Source organism: Ruthenibacterium intestinale (genome assembly GCF_040096265.1).
Classification (GTDB): Bacteria; Bacillota; Clostridia; order Oscillospirales; family Ruminococcaceae; genus Ruthenibacterium; species Ruthenibacterium komagatae.
In genome coordinates, this window is the sequence record NZ_JBBMFA010000106.1 from 53,153 (window position 1) to 67,967 (window position 14,815).

Consider the following 14,815-nt stretch of genomic DNA (forward strand, 5'->3'; position numbering starts at 1 on the left):
AATTATTTGCCCTCCACGTCAAAGGGGAAGTCCAGCCCCAGCTCATCAAAAAACGGTTTCAGTTCCGCATCAATATCCTTAATTTCAGATTGGAGCTTGCGGATCTCAGCGGCAACTTCATTCAAGTCAATCTCAGGTTCCGGCTCAAAGGTGTCAACATAGCGAGGAATGTTCAGGTTGAAGCCGTTCTCTTCAATCTCCTGCATGGTCGCAACATGAGCATATTTATCGACATCCTGACGGCGCTCATAGGTCTCAACAATCTTGTCGATGTCGCACTCCCGAAGGATGTTCTGGTTCTTTCCTGCTTCAAAGTTGCTGGAAGCGTCGATGAAAAGGATGTTGTCAGAGTTGCCATTGCGCTCTCTTTTAAGAACAAGAACACAGACAGGGATGCCCGTGCCAAAGAACAGATTTGCAGGCAACCCGATTACCGCGTCCAGAACATTTAATTTCTGAATAAGGTGCTTGCGGATTGCTTCCTCAGCAGCACCACGGAACAGGACGCCATGCGGCAGGAGAACGACGGCTCGTCCATCCTCGTCCATGTGGTAAACCATGTGCTGAACAAAGGCAAAGTCAGCCTTGCTCTTCGGAGCGAGTTTTCCGTACTCGTTGAATCGCTCGTCCTCCATGAAGTGCATATCGGCAGACCAGTTTGCAGAATAAGGTGGATTGGCAACCTGAACACGGAACTTCATGTCTCCGAAGTAGTCATGCTCCAAGGTATCACCGTTGTAGATGTTAAAGTTGCGATACGGGATTCCGCGCAGAATCATGTTCATTCTGGCGAGGTTATAAGTCGTGGAGGTCAATTCCTGTCCATAGTAGTTTCTCACGTTGGCATAGTTCTTGAGGCGCAGCAGCAGTGAACCAGAGCCACAAGTGGGGTCGGCTGCATCCTTGACATCCGTGAGACCAAGGCAAGCAAGGCGGCAAAGCAATTCGGCAGGACCGGAAGGCGTATAGAACTCACCGGCTTTCTTGCCAGCAGTTGCAGCAAACTGACCGATCAGATATTCATAGGCATTCCCCAGTACGTCAATTTTGGTATCATCCACGCCGAAGTTGATTTCGTCCAGCGAAGCGATGATCTTTGCCATAACAGCACTTCTATCCTTGACAGTATGACCGAGCTTTGAGGAATCGAGCTGCATATCAGAAAACAGTCCGTCAAAGTCTTCCTGAGAATCGTTTCCGATTGTGGACTCCATCAGGGCGTTGATTGCACTCTGCAAGAACTCAATGTCGAAGGAACGGTTTTCTACCATCCTGACCATCTTGCGGAACAAATACTGCGGCTCGATGACATAGCCGAGATCGCGCAGTGCCTCTTCGATAACGGCGGTCTTATATTCTTCGTCTGCCCACGCCTCTTCATAACCGATACCGTCATCCTTGAGAAGATTCGCCATATACTTCTCCGTCCGGTCGGAAAGGTAGTAGTAGAAAATCATGCCCAAGATGTAGTTCTTGAACTCATACGCCTCCATGTTTCCGCGCAAGGCATTTGCCATTGCCCATAGCTTATTGCAAAGCTCTTTCTGATGAGCCTGAATCGAATTATCCATTTGTCTCTCTCCTTATTGGTATTTCTCTGTGTGCTGCCGGATGAAGTCAACAATCCGATTTACAAGGGAGCGCTTCTTCAAAAGCGGCAAGGGCTTCTCAATCCTATCTCGGATATTTCCTGCATCCATTGTGCCAGAAAACTCATATTCCGAAATAATATCCGTCAGCATAGATGCGTCAATGTCCTCAGTCTTCGCAAAGGCAACAATCTCTTCGCGCTTTGCTTCATTTTCAAAGTCGTTATAGGCTGCATCAATTTCATCCGCACTTTCCAAGCCGACAACAACACGATCCAAGAACGCTTGCAGGATTTCGACTTTCCGGAGCAACTGCGGATTATCGGTTCTTCCCAGCTCATCCTTAATGTGTTTAATATCGTAATCCTTCTGCTTGGGATCGTCGAAATGAATGTTGCGGATCAGGTTCATGATGTATGCGACATTGATCCTGTCACTCTCCATCAATTCGATACAAAAGTCAACGTCATTCAGGACGGAGACAACCTCGCGGTCTGTTTTTTGCCTTGAGTAGAGCATGAGGTATTTGCTCTTATAGTCCTGATATTCCTGCTCGGACATGATAAGAGCATCCTGATCGAAACTGAACTCAATAAAGGTCTGCAACGATTGGAGGTACTTTGTCAGCTCACGGAAGGTCACGACAAACTTCTTCTGATCGTCCTCGTTCTGCATTGTGTCCACGGACTCCGGAAACAGAGCAATTTCCTTGAGCTTCATCACCATTTCGTTGAACTTCTCTACGAAGTATTGATAACCCGGAACAACGATGCCAGAGGTATCTTGACTCTTAGAGAAGAGCGTCAGCGCGTCATCAGTACGTTTTTTGAGATTGCGGTAGCAAATGATAATGCCAAAGGGCTTTGTTTCCTTCTCAACGCGGTTCGTGCGGGAATAGGCTTGCAGCAAATCATGATACTTCAAGTCCTTGTCCACATAAAGGACAGAGAGCTGCTTGCTGTCAAATCCGGTCAGGAACATATTCACGACGATGAGAATATCGAGCGACTTTGTTTTCTTTCCCTTTACTCGGTCAGAGATGTCCTTGTGATAAGCTGAGAACGTATCTGTGGAGAAATTGGTTCCGTACATCTCGTTATAGTCCTTGATGATACGCTCCAACGAATCACGGCTATGCTCGTCCTTGCCCTCGGCATCCTCATTCTGCCCGTAGGAGAAGATGCCGCTGATATTCAGGTCATGCTTGATCTTCTTGAAAATGTCGTAATACTTAACAAGGGCATCAATAGAGGACACGGCAAAAATAGCCGTATACTGTCCATTTCGGGTTTTCGCCTTGTGGTTCTGGATGATGTGATTGGCGATCAGAGACATTCGCTCATCGGACATATAGAGTTCGCCTATATCAATCGCGTCCGCGAGTGTCGGGTCATCCCAGTCGAAATCACCCTCCATTGTTTTTATGTATTCGATGTGGAAGCCCAGAACATTATTATCGAAGATGGCGTCTTTAATCAGGTAATTGTGAAGACACTCACCAAAGAGCATTTCTGTTGTTTGCGTGATTTTACCCTCAGTTTTACCGTTGACTTCAAACCGAGGTGTCCCCGTGAAGCCGAAAAACTGTGCCTTTCTGAAATGCCGCACAATGTCCTTGTGCATATCCCCAAACTGGCTGCGGTGGCACTCGTCGATGATAAAGACAACCTTCTCGTCTTTATATGCGTCCATTACTTTCTCGTACTGAGGGCGCTTTACAGCGTTTGCCATCTTCTGCATCGTGGTGACGATAAGCTGCCTGTTCTTGTCCTTCATCTGGCGGACAAGGACATCGGTGCGATCTGTAACATCAACGGAGCCAGCCTCAAACTTGTTAAACTCTTCGGTTGTCTGAGAATCCAAGTCTTTTCGGTCAACAAGGAAAATGACTTTCTTGATGTTCGGATTTGCTGCGAGGATTTGCGCAGTCTTAAAGGATGTCAATGTCTTGCCCGCGCCGGTTGTGTGCCAGATATACGCATTCCGGTTTGTAAGCGTTGCTTGACGGATCAGCGCTTCTACGGCATAAACCTGATAGGGACGCATGACCATCAAAATCTTATCGGTATCATTTAGGATGGTGTAGCGTGTCAGCATTTTAATGATGTGATCCCTTGCAAGGAAAGAAATCGAAAAGTCCTTCAAATTGGTGATGCGGACGTTATTGAAATCAGTCCAGAAGAAAGCAAGACTATACATCAAGTCTCTGTCGGAATTGGCGAAATACTTTGTGTCAACACCATTGGAGACAATGAAGAGCTGAATGAAATGATACAGCCCGTTGTAGGAGTGTTTCTTATAACGCATGACCTGATTGACTGCCTCGCGGATGTCAATGCCACGGCGCTTTAATTCTACTTGGATCAGGGGCAAGCCGTTTACGAGAATCGTAACGTCGTAACGATTGACGTATTTTCCAACCACGGTTGTTTGATGAGTGACTTGGAAAATGTTCTTCGTGTGGTCCTGATCAAAGAAGGACAGATATACCTTTGTACCATCTTCACGCTCAAGGACAAACTTATCCCTCAAGATTTTTGCGCTCTGGAAAACAGACTTTCCGAGCATGAGGTTGAAGATACGCTCCCACTCTTTATCGGTGATAGGCGTATCCAGCTTTGGCGCATTGAAGGCTTCAAACTGAACTTTGAAGTTCTCCACCAGCGCGTCATAATCAGGAATTGCGACTGTGGTATATTCCTGCTTGTTCAGTTGCTCAATAAACTGCTGTTCAAGAGCCGCTTCGCTTTGGTATGCCATATCTTCATCTCCAATACTTGAGGATCATTTGTTGGTTGCCAGCCTGTCCTCATTTCTATTTTATCATAGCAAGTGTCCCAAATACCGGACTTATTTTCGTTTCAACTGCAAAACCACGTCACCATCATCTGTAATTTCCATTTGCATTGTTTTTAGGTACTTTGCGATGAACTGTTTTTTCTCAGACAAACTCATCTCAATGCGCGTTGCCTTCAAAGCGGCACTGAACATCTCGTTGATATTGAGCCTGACGGTTTGGTCAATATAACGCTCTATTTCTTTGAAAAGTGCGCCGAGCTTGATGTCCTCGGCATTCCCAGAGTAGAAGTCATCAATATAGCAATAAAATATCCCTGCATTCAGAAGTGCATTCTTCAAGTCCGGTCCGCAGTTCTCTCGTTCAATCATAACTAAAAAACGTGCTTCCGGCAGAGACGAGATTAACCCCCAGTAGTCGGAGTCGCTGGAAACAAGAATAAAGGAATCGACGTTATTCTTGTAGTGTTCCTGACAAGTTCGGGCAATAAGCATGACATCAACGAGTGACTTGCTTTGCTTCACCCGTTCAATCATCATGTGTTCAACATGAATTGCGGTGAAGCTGTCTAATATCCTCCATGCGGAGGCGGTATGCACATCATCAAAGAGAATGATCGACGCAATTTTTTGTGTATACTCGTGATCGAGGTTTTTTAAGGTAGCACACAGCTTGTAGGGATCAGAGTTTTCACAATCGACAACGATAACAGTCTTTTCGCTGCTCTCAATAAACTCATAAATACTTCCTTTGATATAACTCCCCGCATCTGAGACTTTGCTATATTCGGTGAAATAGTCGTTGTTCCAACTGTACAGCAAGGTAACGAACTTCTTATCATTGTAAAGAATGTTGCCGACTTCCTCCGGCTGCCAGTTTATGTACATCTGATAGGGATAAAAAAGCAAATGAGAGTAATAAATGTCGGCAGCCTCTCTTGTACCATCTTCCTTCAAACCATCAGGCATGACGAAAAGTGCTTTAATGTAATCCCAATTTATCCAGAGTGGAAAGAGCTTCTTGCAGTTGTTGATTCTATCGCAAATCAACCTGTTAATCTCGACAACGTGTTGGCACAGTTTTTTGCTGGTGTTTTTGATGAAGTTCACTCCGTCAAGACTTAGCTGGTTTATGCTTTCCTGCGGAACATATTCCGGCATACTCAGAATGGTCTCATACTGGAATCTCATGCGTTCATTGATGCGCTTGAAATTGCGCTCAATCGCAGTTCGTACAATGCAAAGATGTCTTATAATCCGAGCTGTTTTATCACTGTCCAACCGATTGTATACTTCAACTTTTGGGGCTTCATGTTCGTTGTCAAAGATGCGTTTTGGCACACCAATCAGGTAAGCCACCTTTGAAACGATCTCGTAGGTGCTGTCTTTGTACGCTGCCCTGTCATCGGTGAGAGGGCTTGTTGCATTATCCAACACCTCATTCGGTATGGGATTTTCAAGTATACTCATGATTGCTCCTTTCCACGGAGAGCGTATCTGCTTGTTTAAGAAGCGGTGAGATTAGAAGAACGGCTGTCCAGTGCCTACGCTCTACTTTATCCGATCAGCAATGCTGTCGAGCTGCGCTGCAATTTTAGAAAAGTCGCAGTCCATGTCCAATGTCTTCACACTGATCTGATTCCCGCTCATTTGATAATCATTGTTTGGCTGAATCGCATCGTCTGTTCCCGCATATAAAAGCATACCGGAAACGACCTCATCCGGCGCGGCAGACCAGTTCTTCACATAGGTGAAAATCTGATACAGATTTCCGGAATGAAGCGTCTGCGTCATGTACGGTGCTTTCATTTGCATATTGTGCGTGTAGTATTTGGCGTCGATGATGAGCGTTTTCTTTGCTGCCTTATTCGTAATCACAATGTCGGACTGCATCGTCGGCAAGAGCGTTCTGTAGCCATCTGTGACTTGCCACGCAATTTGTGGAGAGTATGCTTTTAACTCTGGATGCTCACGCTGATAGTATCCGAGAATAAACTTCTCGTATAGCTTCGCCATTGTTTGATCATCTGCATAATCCATAATCTTTGTTGAGCCATCGGCTGTCGTTTGCAAAAGCCCTTTTATCACAAATCGGCAAACGGCTATCAACATCCGATATGTTTGATTATTGCGATCATATTGAATGTCCCAGTTGATACTATGGATGTCCAATATGCTGATGCCATCAAAGAAAATCATCAACTTCCTGATCTCCTTTTTTCTGGCTTTTGAAATACTTCCACGAAGCAGCAAATCCATTGTTGTTTTGATGATTCGGTTGGGGTAGGCATCAACCGAAAACTCATCATAATTGCAAACGAGCTGTTTCTTGCGAATAACCTGTGTCTTTATGGATTCACCAATTTCAAGTTTCCCACGGGGAGACGCAAGTGCTTCCTCTCTCGAAATGTATTGTCTGATTAAGCCTCTCTTTATCTGGACAGATACTCCACGGCAGAGAATAGCAGACAGAAGTTCAGCCACATTATCAAACTCTTCGGTGGCGACATTTTTATACCCTTGCTCATGCAGCACTTGGAACGCATAAGCCAGCATATAATAAACGTTCTGGACACGGATCATTTGACTACCTCGCGTAATGTGCGGCTCCAATCCTTCACTTTAACTGCCTCGTCAAACCAGTATTCTTTCAAAAGAGGTATCAGTTCATATTCGACAACAGACCGCATCCATTCATCGTTGATGGTTGCGTTTGTACAGAAATAGCTATGTCCGATACAGAACCCCTCACCGAGCGAGTCATCGTTTGCAATTACGTCGTTAAGCTGCTCAACTGTTGCAATGAGCCGGTCAAACTTCGGGTTATTGACTTTCGTTCTGTATGCTCTGAATCCAGCAGACGAAAATGCCGGAGCAAGCTCAAAGAAAGCAAAACGACGTCTAAGTGCGTAGTCCAGCATGGCGAGGCTACGGTCAGCAGTGTTCATCATGCCAATGATATAGACGTTACTTGGAATGGAGAACTGCTCATCTGCATATAGAAGCTGCAATTCGACACCGCGTTTATCACTCTCAATCAACATGAAGAGTTCGCCAAAAATCTTGCTGAGATTGCCTCTGTTGATCTCGTCGATAATGAAAAAGTATGGACGATCATCCTCAGCAGCTTGCCTGCAAAACTCGTAGAATACGCCCTTTCGCAGTTCAAATCCTGTCTCCGTCGGGCGGAAACCCATGATGAAATCTTCATAGCTATAACTCTGATGAAACTGAACCATTTTCACACGGTTGGTGTCCTTTTCTCCCATGATAGAAAATGCCAGTCTTTTTGCTGCGAAGGTTTTTCCCACGCCCGGTGCGCCTTGCAGAATTACATTCTTTTTGGTTAGAAGCAGCGACTTGAGAACCTTATACCGATCTTCGTCCATATACACATCAGTCAGAAAATCATCAGCGGTGTATGGCTCGAAAGTGATTTCCTCATCAGCGGCATCGTCGAAGGTATCTTCGTGCTTATCTCCGTCAATCATGTTTTGCAGCTTCTTGACGTAATCTGTGTAGGACGTAATATCCGTCAACGTTTTGATTGCACCCTGATCTGATAATTCCCACTCGCCCTTATCTGTCCAGCGAACCATTCGGGTATTGGCATATTGACCGCGTTCAGGGTCAAAAACGTATTCGCCTTCGACCAACCCGCGACCGAGGATCTGCTTTCTGCCTTTTTTAACAAAGACAACATCACCGGGTTTCAGCTCGTTTGCAAATTGCCATGTAGCAAGAACCTGATTCTTATATGAGCCAGTATCCCCGTAGACCTCTTTCATCTTTGCCCGCATTTCTTCTTTGGAGCTATATTCCATTAGATCACCAAGGTCAGACCAGCCGATAGCCATAATCCCTTCGGCATAATCATTCTCCCAATTTGCGGAACCATCACCCGCTGCGTACAGCCAATAGTGTGTTGCAGTAGCGTCGGATGAAAGAGCTGTATCTGTGTTCTCCTTCGGAATAATTCCATCAAAGATTTCATCGTCGAAGGATATATCAATGTTGTTCTCTTCGACGATCTTTTTGCATCCTCTACGAATACTGTTAGACTTGTTGCCGGTTTGTTCGTAGTAATATTTAATGTTTTCCTGAGTGGCTTTTAGAGCATTGACCATCTGCTCCTGTCCGTAGTCTTTTCCGATGTGGACGATGAAGTAAACTGTAGTTTCAGTGTTGGACCTGCGAGTGTATTTTACGCCCTTCATCATGGACGCAAAGAGCATAATCGTCAGCTTGTGCGAGGTTTCTCCAAAGCACGGAACATCCTGACACATGGCTTTTACAGCAGCGTCCATCTCCATCGTGCCATCATAAACCATCTTGGCATATTTGTAGACAATGACTTCGCAGTCATATTCATAGCCGATATACGTCTTGACGCCACCCTTAGAATCAATAAATTCTTTCAGACGTTTCAAATCTCTATAATACTGTGCAGTGCGTTCGTCTGCTCGATCAGACATCACTTCTTGTTTTAGGTAGTCGAGGATTTCGCCCTTTGCCTTCTCCATAGCGGCATCACTTTCAAAACACTTCCAGAAGGATAGTGCAATAGTGTTTTGATACAGATAGAACGCATCGGAAACATGGGTGCTGATAGTCGTATCAGCCCAGTCAGGGTGAGTTTCCCGTAAGTATTCCTTGTATTCTTTTCTGACTTTGCTTATCGTTACGCCAATATCCATCTGTTATCCTCCTTCTTCTGTAACAGTCCTGCTACGCACAAACCTTTAATCCTTCTCCACAGGTATATAAAAAAGCCGCACGGAAAAAGGACCTATCAGTTGCCCGTCCGCACAGCCTCACAAATATCTCCAATGTCACAATTCAAATAGCCGCAGATGCGCAGCAAAATAGAGAGGGACACTTCTTCCCCCTTATTCAGTTTCGTCCATGTTCCGGATGCAAGGTTAAGCTCTTGCCGGAAGGTGGACTTCTTTATGTCTCGTTCTATCAGGAGCATCCAAAGTTTTTTGTAGCTGATTCCCATGATACGCACCCCTTTACTCATCCGCTAATCATGACTTCCATTCTATTATACACGAAAACCTCTTTGAATGCAATTATCTCATGCACAAGTTCACAAAAAAGATGCAAGTTCTTGATGGTTTTGATTTTCAAAAAGGGAAAGGCAGTTACTCATGAAAACTGCCTTTCCTTTTCTCTTTATTCGCGCTGAGAATTGCGTTGATACTCTTGGTCGCGCTCTGCGCTTGGCTTGAGGAAATCGTCCACGTTTGCCTTCAAAGTGTCGATCATCCGAGCTTCTTTTTTGAGCCTCGCACGTTCGTCATAAAGCCGCTGCTGCTCTTCAAGAAGTCTCTGCTGTTTCGCTTGGAGCGTCTTCAAGCTCGGCAGCTTTTCATCGCCTTGCATGGCAAGCAGTGTACTCCGCGCCGCCTCAAAGATCACAAGCTCTGCTTCGTGCTTTGCCTTGAAACTCGGCTTGTCTTTCGCCTTCTGGAAGGCGTCATATACGGGCTTTAGGTGCTGGTAGTTGGAGATGTTTTTGATAAGCGGCTGGACTTCCCGCAGACGTGCCTCAACGTCTTTCAGCTCCTTGCCGGTGCGGTCATAGGAGCTGTGAACGTCCTCAACCTTCTTCTCAAGATCGGCGTATTGGAGCAAGTTGTTTTCCGTAAGATAGTTGAGTGTCCGCGCCGCTTCCTTGAGGATCGTGAGCTTGGCTTTATGCTCATAGCCCTTGCTGTCGATGAGCCTGATCCGCTCCTGAATATCTCCGATGAGAGAGATGCCCTTCTGCATGGTCTGCCTCTGGCTTCTTCGGGGTGTCCGTCCGGCAATCCGTTCCTTGATGCGTTCCTCGGTGTAGTTCTCTCCGATGGTTTTAGATCGGGTAAACCGCTCCTGACCTTCAGCTCGGAAGGAGATGTATTTGCCGGTCTTGATCTCATAACCGGCTTCCTGCATGAGCCGCAGAAAGTCATCGTAGTCCTTCGCTGTGATGACAAGCCGGTCTATGGTCTGCTTGAGCTTTTGCTTCCAGCTCGTGCCGCGTTTGGCTTCGGTGTATTCCTTGTAGTCCATGCCCTTGTTCTGAGACGGAGGGATCACAGACAGCCCGTGTTCCTTACATATCTCATCACTGAGTTGACGCAGTTCTCGATAGGTTCTCTTGTTGCTCCGGTAGGCATGGAAGTCTACATAGTTCACGGCATTGAAGATGATGTGATTATGGCAATGCCCCTTGTCGATGTGGGTTGCAATCACATACTCGTATTTGCCTTTGAGCCATTCGTCCGCAAGCTGCTTTCCGACCTCATGCGCTTCTTCCGGTGTCACTTCACCGATGTCAAAGGACTGAATCAGATGACGGGCAAGTACCTTCGGCATCTGCATTCCTTGCTGCACTGCAAGGTTTCTTGTCCATTCAAATTCTTTTGCTGCCGCGTCGCTTGCAGCGCACCCATAGGAGGAAACATAGAAGGCATCGTCGGTCTTCTGCGGGTCGAGAATATAGGCAAGAGCCTTGTTTACAGTTCCTCGGATTGGCTTGATTTTAGTAACTGCCATATCTCACCCTGCCTTTCTTTCAGCTCTGCAATATCGTCCGCATAGAAGTGTCCAGTGGAGTTTATGCGGCGGCAAATCTGATTGATATTCGAGGCAACACGGCTGACAGCGGCGGCGAGTTTCTTCTGCTGCGTGTAATCCACCTTGATGATATAGCCGTCAATCGCCATCTTCCGGAGATATGCTCCCATGTTCTTTGTTCCGAGCTGCGCCATCTTTGCCTTGATGATTCTTTTCTCATCGTCGGAGACGAAGAAGAGTATCTGATTTGGTCGCGTTCTGTTTGCCATAGGCGTTCCGTCCTTTCGTAAAGGAAGAGGGTTTGGGAGACTTCCCAACAAGCATTTCTGCGATTAAGGGGAGGGTTTCCTTAATCGGAAATCGCCGTGTGTATATACACCGGCTGTGCTTGCTAATCTCCCAAAATCGTATTCCCCGAAGATTCCTCCGTGAAATGTCCCTTCACTTTACAACGGACACAATAAGAGCGTTTGTTGAGTACCGGATTTCAAAAAAGTCAAAAAATCATTGGATTTCCCATGTGAAAGCCACTGTGTCTGTCACATCAATATCAACCGGCTCAATCTCAGGTGCGGCGCACTTGCTCATCGCCATGAGAGGCTGAATGCAGTCTTCAACATCGTAGCTTGTTCTGGAAAAAACATTGAGTTCGCCCCAGTTGTAGTCGATGTTGAGCAACTGCCCAAGCGTACTGCCTGATGCTTTGCAAAGAATCTCCGCCTTTGCCCTGGCGTTCTCCGTCGCATTGATCAGCAGCTCTTCGCTGACTCTTGCCGGGTTTTTCACGGTGAACGCAATGCTGAGTTCTGGTTGCGCCCCACAATCCGCAATCGCAGAAATGACCTTTGCAAGCTGCTTGCTGTCAAAGTCAAAGGCAAGTTTCAAGCGATAGCTGCAAGCATATCCGGCAAACTCTCGCTTGTAATTTCCTTGCCGATCCTTGACATTCTCGTACCTTGTCTGGACATCAAAGCTCGTGGTTTTCAGGTCTTCCTTGCGATACCCAACGCGGACTGCGGCACCTTGCAGTCTTTCGATTCTCTCGGTAGCTTCCGACATTGCACGGTCATAGGTTTTAGATAAGGTTTCAATGTTCAAGGAGAGGATGATGTAATCCGGTCTTGCGGAGACATTGCCTGTTCCTTTTACGGTGATCGTTCTCATTGCTTTCTCCCGTCCTTTCTGGAATTAAAGTCCTCATCAATACGCTTTTTCCAATTCGTACCCAGTGGTACGCTGCAACGGACAGCAGAAACCGCTTCGCTCAGAACCTCATAGTTGAGCTGCGTTCCCTTATGGTCAGAGTGATAATTGACCGCTCGGTCTGCTCCAATACCGAAGTGCTTTGCCGTTTCAACTGCGTCAATATTTGCGCCGAGGAATAGAAACTCCCAGCCGTACTTTTCCTTCTGCCGCTCGATCATTTTCTTAACTGTCTCGCTGTCATAACGGCGGCTTGCATTCTCCATGCCGTCCGTTGTGATGACGAACAGCGTATGTTCAGGGACATCCTCATTTCTTGCGTACTTGTGGACATTCCCAATGTGATGAATTGCTCCGCCGATAGCATCCAGAAGGGCAGTACATCCGCGAACGGAATAGTCCCTGTCGGTCATCGGCTCCACCTTCTGAACCGGCACACGGTCATGGATAACCTCGCTCACGTTGTCAAAGAGAACGGTAGAGATCAATGCCTCGCCATTCTCTTTTTTCTGCTTTTCAATCATGGAGTTGAATCCTCCGATGGTGTCTGTTTCCAGTCCGCTCATAGAGCCGCTGCGATCAAGGATGAATACGATCTCCGTCATGTTCTTTCTCATGTTTTGTACCTCCGTATATAAAAAAATGACTGCTTGGTGTCTCACCTTACAGTCATATTGTACTTCGGTATTCACTTCATTTGGTCGCATGGCAAGCGACATTATTCTAAGGATAAGAACAGCTCTCCGTCAATGCTTAGGATGTCATCCATCGGAATCTTCGTGCCGTCCTGCATGGTAATTAGGCGCTCAAAGTCATCAACCTTTATGACTGCGCCGGTTGCAGTTACATACGCACCGCCAGCTTTGCGCTCATCAGGTTTGAAGTAGGTTATTTCAACCTCCGGCTCTTCATCAAGGGCATCCATGAGAAGCTGATACCTCATGTTCAAAGCGGTCAAGGCTCCCTCATCAAGCTCAATCCTTTCGTCGGTCAGACGTCCGGTTTCCTTGATTGCAGAATCATAGCCGGTGAGGGCGGCAAAGGGTGCAAACTGCGCTGCACGATCTGACATCGGCATTTGTGGTCGCGTTTTGGAAACGTGATGAGGAAGTCCCATGATCTTGTCGTATTTTCCGTTCACGCCTTATGCCCTCCAATCTGCGCATTGCGGTCTTTCGCGGTTGCACCTTCTTCAAGATTCATTGCCTTGAGGATGGCGTTCTTTCCATACTTCTTTTTGATTGCAAGCGTGGCGGCTTGTATTTTCCGCTCACGCTCCAAGGCGGCATTCACAGCTTTCTGTTTTTCCTCTTCGGCGGCATAGTCGGTAAAGAGGTCGAGCTGGACAGCACCGTCGTTTTTCTTCGGCGCATCGGCTTCCGGCAGGACATGATTTGCCACAACATACATACGGCGGACAAGCAGATTCTTGTCCACGATCCGGTCAAACAGCTCTGACACGGCACACATTATTTTGCGGGTAGAGGATGTGTGACCGTCGAGGTTGATAGACCCGTGCGCCTGTTTGGGAATCTCCCGCCCGTAGGGGTCTTTCTCCACCGCACCGTGATACTTTGCCCGTCGTGCCGGATTGGTAAGGTTCTCGATGTCGTAGCCTACTGTGAGAACCATCTGATCAGTGACAAGCCCCTTGTCCACCAAGTCCAGCACAAGCAAGTCCGTCATTTCCCGCACAACCAGCTTCGCCTTTTGCGACTCATAGGGGCAGTGCAAAACCTGACCAGAGCTGAGGCTGTTGGAGCTGGGGCGGTACGCCTTGATTGCTTTAATGGTCGTAGGCTCCCAGCCCCACGCATGGTCAATGAGTAGTTCCGCATTCTTGCCGAACAGCTTATAAAGCAAGTCCTCGTTCCGCTCTGAACAAAGGGCAACATCGCCCATGGTGAACATCCCGTTCTGCTCAAGTTTCTTGGCAATGCCCCGACCCACGCGCCAGAAGTCCGTGAGGGGCTGATGAGACCAAAGCTCACGCCGGAACTTCGTCTCATCCAGCTCTGCAATGCGGACGCCGTTTTTGTCGGCGGGGATGTGCTTCGCCACAATATCCATTGCCACTTTGCAGAGGAAAAGATTCGTGCCGATTCCTGCGGTTGCTGTGATGCCGGTTGTTTCAAGCACATCGAGGATGATCTTCATGGCGAGATCATGGGCGGAGAGTTTGTAGGTGTTCAGGTAGTCCGTCACGTCCATGAACACCTCGTCGATGGAGTAGACCACAATATCTTCCGGGGCAATATACTTGAGATAAACCTGATAGATGCGGGTGCTGTATTCCATGTAGTACGCCATCCGAGGCGGCGCGATGATGAAGTCAATCGCCAGAGAAGGGTCTGCTTGCAGCTCCGAGAAGAAGTGTGATGTACCGTCCAGCCTGTGTCCCGGCGCATCGTGCTGCCGTCCGGCATTTGCTTCCTTCACACGCTGCTTGACTTCAAACAGCCGCCCGCGTCCGGAGATACCGTAGCTCTTGAGGGAGGGCGTGACGGCAAGGCAGATGGTCTTATCGGTACGGCTTTCATCCGCAACAACAAGGTTTGTGTCCAGAGGATCTAAGCCGCGCTCCCGGCACTCCACGGAGGCGTAGAAGGATTTCAGGTCGATTGCGATGTAAGTGTGTTGTTTCACCTTCTTTGCCTCCG

12 protein-coding genes are annotated in these 14,815 nt (G+C 47.2%); all 12 read right to left on the bottom strand.

The window, feature by feature from the left end:
- Positions 1–2: 2 nt before the first annotated feature.
- The 12 genes from WMO24_RS13240 to WMO24_RS13295 all read right to left on the bottom strand — a co-directional run bounded on the left by WMO24_RS13240 (position 3) and on the right by WMO24_RS13295 (position 14,801).
- On the bottom strand, positions 3–1,571 hold the full coding sequence (locus WMO24_RS13240; RefSeq protein WP_349216862.1) for a type I restriction-modification system subunit M: 1,569 nt from the start codon (positions 1,569–1,571) through the stop codon (positions 3–5).
- Positions 1,572–1,583: 12 nt separating this feature from the next.
- Complete coding sequence (locus WMO24_RS13245; protein ID WP_156069330.1) at positions 1,584–4,349, bottom strand: type I restriction endonuclease subunit R; 2,766 nt, start codon at positions 4,347–4,349, stop codon at positions 1,584–1,586.
- Between the two features lie 90 nt (positions 4,350–4,439).
- The gene (locus WMO24_RS13250) at positions 4,440–5,855 is read right to left on the bottom strand and encodes an NYN domain-containing protein (RefSeq protein WP_243135897.1); all 1,416 of its coding nucleotides are present in this window, start codon (positions 5,853–5,855) and stop codon (positions 4,440–4,442) included.
- Positions 5,856–5,936: 81 nt separating this feature from the next.
- Complete coding sequence (gene mcrC, locus WMO24_RS13255; RefSeq protein ID WP_215656036.1) at positions 5,937–6,968, bottom strand: 5-methylcytosine-specific restriction endonuclease system specificity protein McrC; 1,032 nt, start codon at positions 6,966–6,968, stop codon at positions 5,937–5,939.
- A complete protein-coding gene (locus tag WMO24_RS13260) occupies positions 6,965–9,082 on the bottom strand; it encodes a DUF8426 domain-containing protein (RefSeq protein WP_349216864.1) in 2,118 nt (705 codons plus the stop codon). The genes mcrC and WMO24_RS13260 overlap by 4 nt, the downstream gene beginning before the upstream one ends.
- 95 nt (positions 9,083–9,177) lie before the next feature.
- Positions 9,178–9,408: a helix-turn-helix domain-containing protein gene (locus WMO24_RS13265; protein WP_435414059.1), complete on the bottom strand. Its 231-nt coding sequence runs from the start codon at positions 9,406–9,408 to the stop codon at positions 9,178–9,180.
- A gap of 155 nt (positions 9,409–9,563) precedes the next feature.
- Positions 9,564–10,931, bottom strand: a complete 1,368-nt coding sequence (locus WMO24_RS13270) for a relaxase/mobilization nuclease domain-containing protein (RefSeq protein ID WP_349216865.1) — start codon at positions 10,929–10,931, stop codon at positions 9,564–9,566.
- Positions 10,892–11,221 (bottom strand): plasmid mobilization protein, encoded by a 330-nt coding sequence (locus tag WMO24_RS13275; protein ID WP_118480153.1) that lies wholly within the window; start codon positions 11,219–11,221, stop codon positions 10,892–10,894. The genes WMO24_RS13270 and WMO24_RS13275 overlap by 40 nt, the downstream gene beginning before the upstream one ends.
- Before the next feature lie 235 nt (positions 11,222–11,456).
- Complete coding sequence (locus WMO24_RS13280; protein WP_008816153.1) at positions 11,457–12,116, bottom strand: SIMPL domain-containing protein; 660 nt, start codon at positions 12,114–12,116, stop codon at positions 11,457–11,459.
- The gene (locus WMO24_RS13285) at positions 12,113–12,772 is read right to left on the bottom strand and encodes a vWA domain-containing protein (protein WP_009323477.1); all 660 of its coding nucleotides are present in this window, start codon (positions 12,770–12,772) and stop codon (positions 12,113–12,115) included. Before WMO24_RS13285 ends, WMO24_RS13280 begins: the two co-directional genes overlap by 4 nt.
- A gap of 101 nt (positions 12,773–12,873) precedes the next feature.
- Positions 12,874–13,296, bottom strand: a complete 423-nt coding sequence (locus WMO24_RS13290) for a YolD-like family protein (RefSeq protein ID WP_009323476.1) — start codon at positions 13,294–13,296, stop codon at positions 12,874–12,876.
- On the bottom strand, positions 13,293–14,801 hold the full coding sequence (locus tag WMO24_RS13295) for a Y-family DNA polymerase (protein ID WP_349216866.1): 1,509 nt from the start codon (positions 14,799–14,801) through the stop codon (positions 13,293–13,295). Before WMO24_RS13295 ends, WMO24_RS13290 begins: the two co-directional genes overlap by 4 nt.
- Positions 14,802–14,815: the final 14 nt, after the last annotated feature.

Bases quoted from the DNA above. Each gene is read 5' to 3' on its own strand.
- WMO24_RS13280 (WP_008816153.1), bottom strand. From the start codon at position 12,116: ATGAGAACGATCACCGTAAAAGGAACAGGCAATGTCTCCGCAAGACCG.
- WMO24_RS13285 (WP_009323477.1), bottom strand. From the start codon at position 12,772: ATGAGAAAGAACATGACGGAGATCGTATTCATCCTTGATCGCAGCGGC.
- WMO24_RS13240 (WP_349216862.1), bottom strand. From the start codon at position 1,571: ATGGATAATTCGATTCAGGCTCATCAGAAAGAGCTTTGCAATAAGCTA.
- WMO24_RS13270 (WP_349216865.1), bottom strand. From the start codon at position 10,931: ATGGCAGTTACTAAAATCAAGCCAATCCGAGGAACTGTAAACAAGGCT.
- WMO24_RS13260 (WP_349216864.1), bottom strand. From the start codon at position 9,082: ATGGATATTGGCGTAACGATAAGCAAAGTCAGAAAAGAATACAAGGAA.
- WMO24_RS13245 (WP_156069330.1), bottom strand. From the start codon at position 4,349: ATGGCATACCAAAGCGAAGCGGCTCTTGAACAGCAGTTTATTGAGCAA.
- WMO24_RS13265 (WP_435414059.1), bottom strand. From the start codon at position 9,408: ATGAGTAAAGGGGTGCGTATCATGGGAATCAGCTACAAAAAACTTTGG.
- mcrC (WP_215656036.1), bottom strand. From the start codon at position 6,968: ATGATCCGTGTCCAGAACGTTTATTATATGCTGGCTTATGCGTTCCAA.
- WMO24_RS13250 (WP_243135897.1), bottom strand. From the start codon at position 5,855: ATGAGTATACTTGAAAATCCCATACCGAATGAGGTGTTGGATAATGCA.
- WMO24_RS13275 (WP_118480153.1), bottom strand. From the start codon at position 11,221: ATGGCAAACAGAACGCGACCAAATCAGATACTCTTCTTCGTCTCCGAC.